Source organism: Actinoplanes sp. CA-030573 (genome assembly GCF_050951115.1).
In the GTDB taxonomy this organism is placed as follows: domain Bacteria; phylum Actinomycetota; class Actinomycetes; order Mycobacteriales; family Micromonosporaceae; genus Actinoplanes.
The window spans coordinates 187366-195000 of sequence record NZ_CP192038.1; the positions used below are offsets into that span (position 1 = coordinate 187366).

Sequence of the window (7635 nt, forward strand, 5' to 3'; positions counted from 1 at the left end):
CGCCGGCCTCAGCGTTTAGACGGACGCAACTGCCGACGGACCCCACTGGAACCCGCCCGGGCGTACCGGGCGGGGGTCATGGCCGCAGCCACACCGCCTCGTCCCGGTGTGACTCCAGCGGGCCCGGATAGTCCAGCCGGCGGCGAACCTCCGAAGGGAGGCGCCACGGCTGGTGGACGGCCGGGCCGTCGATGGCCTCGAGTTCCGGTATGTAGCGCCGAACGTACACGCCTTCCGGGTCGAAACGACCGGCCTGGCGGATCGGATTGAACCGGCGGTAGGGGCGGCTGTCGTTGCCGGTCCCGGCCACCCACTGCCAATTGCCCGAATTGTTGGGAACATCCCCGTCGAGCAGCCAGCGGAAGAACCACTGCACGCCCAGCCGCCAGTCGACGCCCAGGTGCTTGGTGAGGAACGCCGCGGTGATCAGCCGGGCCCGGTTGTGCATCCAGCCCTCGGCCCGCAGCTGCCGCATTCCGGCGTCCACCACCGGCACCCCGGTGAGCCCGTCCTGCCAGTGCTGCAGGGCGTCGGGGTCGGCGCGCCAGTCGTCGTCGGCGTTGCGGCGGTAGGCGGCGGTCGAGATCCGCGGGAAGTCGGCGGCCACCTGGTAGTAGAAGTCGCGCCAGCAGAGCTGACGGACGAAGGCGCCGGCGTCGCGCGCCCTGGCTGCCTCGGCCACAGCCAGCGGCGAGAGACAACCGAAGCGGAGGTACGGGCTCAGCCGGCTGGTGCCGTCGCCGGGCATGTCGTCGTGCATGTCCTCGTACGCGTCCAGGCGGCGAAGCCACGCGGTGAGTCGGCGCTTCCCCTCCGTCTCACCGCCCTCGGCCGCGTACGGTGACTCGCCGTCCGGCAGCGCCGGCAGTGGCCCGGCCGCGACATCGGGCAGCGTGATCTTGCGTGGGGTGGCCACCTCGTCCCGCCATTTCGCCGACGACCAGGTGCGGAAGTAGGGCGTGAAGACCCGGTAGGAGTTGCCGCCGCCGCCCGGCCGCAGCGATCCCGGGTCCACGACCGTCACGCTCGGGAAGAGCCGCAGCGCGATCCGCTGCCGGTCGCATTCCTCGCGCAGGCGGCGTTCCCGCCGGCGGGCGTACGCGCTGACGTCCGCCGCCATCCCGAGCATGGTGGCCCCGGTCTCGCCGGCCAGCTTGATCGTCTCGGCGACCGGGTCACCGTGGCGCACCACCAGGTCGCCGCCGCGCTCGCGCAGGGACGAGCGCAGGTCGGCGAGCGCCTGGTGCAGGAAGCGCGACCGGTTGGGCGAGAGCGCGCCGAGCTTCGGGTCGAGCACGAAGAGCGGCAGGACCCGGTCGGCGTTGGCGCAGGCCGCCGCGAGCGCCGGGTTGTCGTGCACCCGCAGGTCGCGGGTGAGCAGGACCACCGCCGTCCGCATCAAACCCCCATCGGGGTGCCGGGCCGGGTCAGCAGGCTGCGCGCGGCGACCGAGGCACGCCGGGAGTTCGGCACCGTGGCCCGCCGGGTGAAGACGTCGTAGTCGGCCGCCTCGACCTCGTCGAGGATGCCGCCGTAGAGCTGGAAGGCGGTGCGCATGCAGGCCTGGGACGCGGGCTCGAGCAGGGGGATCCCCGGAGCCGCGAACGCGTAGTGACGGCGGGCGCGGCTCACCTCGTACGCGATGAGGCTCTTGACCTCGGGGTTGCCGGGCCGCAGGTCGTCCGGCGTGAGATCGAAGCGGGCGAGATCGTCGAGGGGAAGATAGATCCGGCCCCGCTCGAGGTCCTCGGCGACGTCCCGGATGAAGTTGGTGAGCTGGAACGCGAGGCCGAGCTGCCGGGCGGGCTCCCGCGCCGCGATCGGATCGCTCGAGCCCAGGATCGGCAGCATCATGGTGCCGATCACGGCGGCCGAGCCCTCCATGTAGTCGAGCAGATCGTCGTACGTGCGATAGGTCGTGATCGTCAGGTCCATCGCCATGGAGCGCAGGAACGTCGCGAAGTCCTCCACGTCGAGGTCGAAGACGGCGATCGTGTGCAGCACCGCCGGCAGCAACGGGTCGTCGACCGGCTCACCGCGCAGGCCCGCGACGAACCGATCCGACCACTCGCCGAGCCGCGCGGCCCGCTCCGCCGGCGGCAACGCCTCGGTCCGGTCGACGATCTCGTCGGCGTAACGGGTGAAGCCGTAGAGCGCGTGCACGTGGCGGCGCTTCCAGGCGGGCAGCAGGCGGGTGGCGAGGTAGTAGGTGCGGCCGTGCTGTTTGTGCAGCGTTTTGCAGCGCTCGTAGGCGCTCGCGAGGTCGTCTTCCACGTTTCCCGTCCTTAGAATCGACGCACGAATCGACGCAACCACGAACCTAGGGTACGGTGAACTCGTGGCCAACGACACGCTCGAGGGAAACCGGCATCGCGGGATACCCCGCCAGGCCGGCCGCTCCACCACTCTGCTCGACGCGGTCGAGGGCACTCTTGCCGACTTCCTCGCCGCCCAGATCGCCGCGCTCGATACGGTCGATCCAGCGCTCGGGGGTCTCGCCCGCACCACGCGGGACCTGGTGCTGGCCGGCGGGAAGCGGCTGCGCCCCACGTTCGCCTACTGGGGCTGGCGTGGGGCCGCCGTCGCCGGCGAGCCGGTCGAGCCGCTGCTGCCGGCGCTCGCCGCGCTCGAGCTCATGCACACCTTCGCCCTGGTGCACGACGATGTGATGGACGACTCGGCCACCCGCCGCGGCCGGCCCACCGCCCACCGCATCTTCGCCGGCCAGCAGGCCGGGGCAACCGACCCTGATCGGTTCGGGGCCAGCGCCGCCATCCTGGTCGGCGACCTGTGCCTGGTCTGGGCCGACCAGCTGCTCGCCCGCACGCCGATGCCGACGGCGACGCTCTTCGCGGTGCGGGCCCGGTACGACCGGATGCGGGTCGAGGCCGTCGCCGGTCAATACCTCGACGTCCTGGGCGAGACCGACCCCGACTGCTTCGACATCGACCGGGCGCTGTTGGTGGCCCGGCTGAAGACGGCGAGCTACACCGTGCAACGGCCGCTGCAGTTCGGGCTGGCGCTCGCGGGCCCGGCCGACCCCGCGATCGACGACGCCTACCTGCGTTACGGCGAGCTGGTCGGCGAGGCCTTCCAGCTGCGCGACGACCTGCTCGGCGTGTTCGGTGACCCGGCCGTCACCGGCAAGCCCGCGGGCGACGACCTGCGTACCGGGAAACCGACCACGCTTCTCCTTCTCGCGCGCCGTCTCGGCGCGTTCATGACCCCCGCCGGAGCCGTCAACCCCGCCGAGGGCTCCGGCGGGTTCAACCCCGCCCAGATCGAGCTGCTCACCCGGCGCATCGCCGAATCCGGCGCGCCCGCACGGGTGGAGGCGATGATCTCGGAGCGCGTCGCGGCGGCCGTCGCGGCGCTGGCCGATGCCCCGATCGAGGACGACGCCCGCGCCGCGCTGACCGAGCTGGCCGTCCGCGCGACCCAGCGCCCGGCATGATGGCAGCCATGCGAGTCGTCACCGGGCCCACCGATCGGGTCGTCGTCGTCGGAGCCGGCCTCGGCGGCCTGGCCTGCGCCCTGCATCTGGCCGCGGCCGGCCGGCAGGTCACCGTGGTCGAGCGCGAGCCGATCCCGGGCGGACGGGCCGGCCGGCTCAGCCTTCAGGGGTACGAGTTCGACACCGGCCCGACCGTGCTGACCATGCCGTCGCTGATCGAGGAGCCGCTCGCCGCGGTCGGGGAGCGGCTTGCCGACTGGCTCGAGCTCGAGCCGCTCGACCCCGCCTACCGGGCCTACTACCCGGACGGGTCGACGCTCGACGTGCGCACCGACACGGTCCGGATGGCGGCCGAGATCTCCCGGGTGTGCGGGCCCCGCGAGGCCGACGGCTACCTGCGCTTCGTCGACTTCGCCCGCAAGCTTTGGCTGCTCGAGCGCGACCACTTCATCGGACGCAACCTCGACACCCCGCTCGACCTGGTCAACCTCAACCTGCTCAAGCTGCTCGGGATGGGTGGCTTCCGGCGGTTGCACGGCAAGGTCGCCTCGTTCCTGCGCGATCCGCGCACCCAGCGGATCTTCTCGTTCCAGGCGATGTACGCCGGTCTGGCGCCGCACGACGCGCTGGCGATCTACGCGGTCATCGCCTATCTCGACTCGGTTGCCGGGGTCTACCACCCCAAGGGCGGCATGCACGCGGTGCCGCGGGCGCTGGCCGGAGCGGCCGAGAAGCACGGTGTGGTCTTCCGCTACGAGACGACCGTCACGTCGGTGGAGACGGCCAACGGGCGGGCGACCGGGGTGATCACGGCCGACGGTGAGCGGATTCCGGCCGACGTGGTGGTGCTCAACCCCGACCTGCCGGTCGCCGATCGCGAGCTTCTGCCTCCCCGGCGGCGGTCGCGCTCGCTGCAGTTCTCACCCTCGTGCGTGGTGCTGCACGTGGGGTCCCGGCAGGCGTACGGGAAGATCGCCCACCACAACATCCATTTCGGTACGCACTGGAAGCGCACGTTCGACGAGGTGATCCGGGACGGGCTGCTGATGAGCGACCCCTCGCTGCTGGTCACCAACCCGACGTTCACCGACCCGTCGGCCGCGCCCGAGGGACGGCAGACGTACTACGTGCTGGCCCCGACGCCGAACCTGTCGGTCGGCCCGATGGACTGGAAGACAATGGGTCAGCGCTACGCCGACTCGCTGATCCGCACGCTGGAGGCGCGCGGTTACGTGGGATTCGGCGACGGCGTCGAGGTGATGCGGATCGTGACCCCGGCCGACTGGGAGGCGCAGGGCATGGCGGCGGGCACGCCGTTCGCGGCCGCCCACACCTTCAGCCAGACCGGACCGTTCCGCCCGTCCAATCTGCACCCGGTCTTCCCCAACGTGGTGTTCACCGGCTCGGGCACGCAGCCCGGCGTCGGCGTGCCGATGGTGCTGATCTCCGGAAAGTTGGCGGCGAGCCGGGTCACGGGCGCGTCCTCATGAGTGTTCGCGAGTCGCACGACGTCGACCTGGTGGACACGGCCGGCGTATCGGTCGGGGTGACCACGGTGGACGAGGCGCACCGCGAGCCGGGGATGCTGCACCGGGCGTTCTCGGTCTTCCTGCGCGACCCGGCCAACGGGCGGGTGCTGCTGCAGCAGCGGGCGGCGGTCAAGACGCGGTTCCCGCTGCGCTGGGCGAACACGTGCTGCGGGCATCCGCTGCCCGGCGAGGACGTCGCGGTGGGCGCCGCCCGGCGGCTCGGCGAGGAGCTGGGCGTCTACGGGGTGCCGCTGACGCCGGTCGGGGTCTACACCTATCGGGCGGCCGATCCGGTCACCGGGCGGGTCGAGCACGAGTACGACCATGTGCTGCTCGGCGACCTGCCGGCCGGCGCGCGGCCGTCGCCCGATCCGGCCGAGGTGGCCGACCTGCGCTGGGTGTCGATCTCGGCACTGATCGACGGTCTCGCCGCCGACCCCTCGTCGTACTCGCCGTGGCTCGCCGGGGTGACCACATGCCTGGCCGACCACCTCTCCCGCCCACCGGGTCCCCGGGTCGCGGATGCCGCCGACGAGGTTCCGGAGCGGTCGGGTGGCCGATGAGGCGCTGAGCGCCGGTGCCGTCGCCCGCCGCCTCGGGGTGGCGGTCACCACGCTGCGCACCTGGCATCAGAGATATGGGCTCGGGCCGAGCCGGCACGTGCCCGGTCAGCATCGCCGCTACACGACGCAGGATCTCGACCGGCTCGAGGTGATGCTGCGGCTGACGACCCAGGGCGTCGCGCCGGCCGAGGCGGCGGCGTGGGCCCGGCGTACGTCGGTCTCGCCGCCTCCGCCGTCCTCCCCCGCGCCGCCTCCCCCCGCTGCCCCCGCTGCCCGCTCGTCGGCTTCCTCCTCGTCGGCTTCCTCCTCGTCGGCTTCCTCGTCAGCGCGTTCCTCGTCGGCGCGCGACGGCGGGGGCCAGGCCATCCCGCTCGGCTCGGTCACCCCGGCCGCCCGCGGCCTGGCCCGCGCCGCCATGCGCCTCGACGCCCCCGCCATGCGCGAGATCCTCCAGGAGGCGGTCGCCGAGCGCGGCGTGATCGGCGCCTGGGACGAGGTCGCCCTGCCGGTGCTGATCGGGGTCGGCGAGCGCTACGCCGCGACCAAGAAGTTCGTCGAGGTCGAGCACCTGATCTCCCGCAGCGTCAGCGAGGTGCTCGCGGCCGTGCCCCGCCCCGGCGGCCGCGAGGTCCCCCGGGTCCTGCTGGCCGCCGCCGACGAGGAGCAGCACACGCTCTCCCTGGAGGCTCTGGACGCCGCGCTGGCGGCGGCCGGCGTGCCGTCCCGCCTCCTCGGCGGCCGCGTGCCACCCGGCGCGCTGGCCGACGCAATCGCCCGTACCGGCCCGGCGGTGGTCGTCCTCTGGTCGCAGATGCCGAGCACGGGCGACGCCGGCCAGCTAACCCGCATCACCGGGGTTCCCCTGATCGCCGCCGCCGGCCCCGGCTGGCCCCACGACTTGCCGCCCGGGGTGGTTCAGCTCACCTCGCTGGCTTCCGCCCTGGAGGTCGTGAAAGCCGCCCTGGCATGACGTTTTCCCTGGTCAGCAACGCGGGGGATACCGGTTTGGAGGCGGGGCGGTCGATCACGTATGCTTTCCAAGCCTCAAGCGGGGCCCGGTTGGGGTCTACGCCGCACAGCGTTGCAGACGTGCAATACTGGCGGAGTTGCCCTCATCGTCTAGTGGCCCAGGACGCCGCCCTTTCAAGGCGGTAGCACGGGTTCGAATCCCGTTGGGGGCACTGGTAGGTTGGTCGCGTAAGCTACCGATGAGCCAGTGAGATTCGAGTAGTTGAGAAGTGAGCAGTTGAGAAGTAAATAGCAAGGTCCTGTGGAGCAGTCGGAGTGCTCGCCGCCCTGTCAAGGCGGAGGTCGCGGGTTCAAGTCCCGTCAGGACCGCAAGCACCATCCTTGGCCAGGTAGCTCAGTTGGTACGAGCGTCCGACTGAAAATCGGAAGGTCGGCGGTTCGACCCCGCCCCTGGCCACCAAGACATAGGCGATTGAGCCCTGACCCGCATGTGCCGGTCGGGGCTTTTGCTTTCGCGGTTTCGCCGGAGCAGGACCGGCGCCGCCCATGGCCGAAACCACGGGCGGCGCCGACGTGGTGATCGTGAGGATGGCGGACACCAGCCCGGGCCCGCCATCGCCCCCTCACGACCACCTTTGATCCCTCTTCCGCGACGGTGAGAATCGGCGGACGGGTCGCGCACATGAGGTTTTCCCGCGCTGGTCGCGCGGATCAGGCGGGCAGGGCGGATTCGATGCGGTCGACGGCGGCGAAATCTCCGAGACGCCGGGTGACGTACGCGACGGCAAGCCCGCGTTCGGGGTCGGCCCACCCGGCGTTGCCGCCCAGGCCGCCCTGCCCCCAGGTCCCGTCGGGCTCGATCTGGACGCCGAGACCCCAGGTCACCTCCTGCTCGATGAACAGGTCGGTGCCGGTGAACTGCGGTATCGCGAGAGCGGGCAGCCGGCCGTCGAGGACGGCGGCGTAGAAGCGGGCGATCGCCATCGACGTGGCGTGCACGTTGATGGCCGGGACGGCGGCCCGGCGCCAGAGCGGACTGTTGACGACGGCCAGGTCACGCGCGCCGGGCGGGTTGGAGACGGCCCGGGCGTGCACCGAGCCCGGCTCGCCGAGCATCCGT

At 72.1% G+C, this 7635-nt stretch carries 7 protein-coding genes and 3 tRNA genes (1 of these 10 only partly in view); 7 read left to right on the top strand and 3 right to left on the bottom strand.

What is annotated here, in order from left to right; genetic code table 11:
• Positions 1 to 76: 76 nt before the first annotated feature.
• Complete coding sequence (locus ACQP2F_RS00930) at positions 77 to 1399, bottom strand: cryptochrome/photolyase family protein (RefSeq protein ID WP_433299793.1); 1323 nt, start codon at positions 1397 to 1399, stop codon at positions 77 to 79.
• Entirely contained in the window at positions 1399 to 2274 is an 876-nt protein-coding gene (locus tag ACQP2F_RS00935) for a phytoene/squalene synthase family protein (protein ID WP_433299794.1), read from the bottom strand. The genes ACQP2F_RS00930 and ACQP2F_RS00935 overlap by 1 nt, the downstream gene beginning before the upstream one ends.
• Positions 2275 to 2338: 64 nt before the next feature.
• Here ACQP2F_RS00935 and ACQP2F_RS00940 point away from each other — a divergent pair, with 64 nt between their 5' ends.
• The 7 genes from ACQP2F_RS00940 to ACQP2F_RS00970 all read left to right on the top strand — a co-directional run bounded on the left by ACQP2F_RS00940 (position 2339) and on the right by ACQP2F_RS00970 (position 6975).
• Complete coding sequence (locus tag ACQP2F_RS00940) at positions 2339 to 3454, top strand: polyprenyl synthetase family protein (protein WP_433299795.1); 1116 nt, start codon at positions 2339 to 2341, stop codon at positions 3452 to 3454.
• An 8-nt stretch (positions 3455 to 3462) separates the two neighbouring features.
• On the top strand, positions 3463 to 4944 hold the full coding sequence (crtI, locus tag ACQP2F_RS00945) for a phytoene desaturase family protein (protein WP_433299796.1): 1482 nt from the start codon (positions 3463 to 3465) through the stop codon (positions 4942 to 4944).
• Positions 4941 to 5546: an isopentenyl-diphosphate Delta-isomerase gene (gene idi / locus ACQP2F_RS00950; protein ID WP_433299797.1), complete on the top strand. Its 606-nt coding sequence runs from the start codon at positions 4941 to 4943 to the stop codon at positions 5544 to 5546. Before crtI ends, idi begins: the two co-directional genes overlap by 4 nt.
• On the top strand, positions 5536 to 6516 hold the full coding sequence (locus tag ACQP2F_RS00955; RefSeq protein WP_433299798.1) for a MerR family transcriptional regulator: 981 nt from the start codon (positions 5536 to 5538) through the stop codon (positions 6514 to 6516). The genes idi and ACQP2F_RS00955 overlap by 11 nt, the downstream gene beginning before the upstream one ends.
• Before the next feature lie 138 nt (positions 6517 to 6654).
• Positions 6655 to 6727, top strand: a tRNA-Glu gene (locus ACQP2F_RS00960).
• Between the two features lie 83 nt (positions 6728 to 6810).
• A tRNA-Asp gene (locus tag ACQP2F_RS00965) sits at positions 6811 to 6884 on the top strand.
• A 14-nt stretch (positions 6885 to 6898) separates the two neighbouring features.
• Positions 6899 to 6975: transfer RNA gene (locus ACQP2F_RS00970), tRNA-Phe, on the top strand.
• Between the two features lie 251 nt (positions 6976 to 7226).
• Here the strand turns inward: ACQP2F_RS00970 and ACQP2F_RS00975 are convergent.
• A protein-coding gene (locus ACQP2F_RS00975) for a serine hydrolase domain-containing protein (protein ID WP_433299799.1) crosses the window boundary here: on the bottom strand, positions 7227 to 7635 show its 3' end. 620 nt of this gene lie beyond the right edge of the window; only the last 409 of its 1029 coding nucleotides appear in the window; its start codon lies beyond the right edge, outside the window — the gene reads right to left on this strand; it ends in the stop codon at positions 7227 to 7229.

What these genes read in the sequence shown, in the direction of transcription:
- crtI (WP_433299796.1), top strand. Translation starts at nt 3,463, where the DNA reads ATGCGAGTCGTCACCGGGCCCACCGATCGGGTCGTCGTCGTCGGAGCC.
- ACQP2F_RS00930 (WP_433299793.1), bottom strand. Translation starts at nt 1,399, where the DNA reads ATGCGGACGGCGGTGGTCCTGCTCACCCGCGACCTGCGGGTGCACGAC.
- idi (WP_433299797.1), top strand. Translation starts at nt 4,941, where the DNA reads ATGAGTGTTCGCGAGTCGCACGACGTCGACCTGGTGGACACGGCCGGC.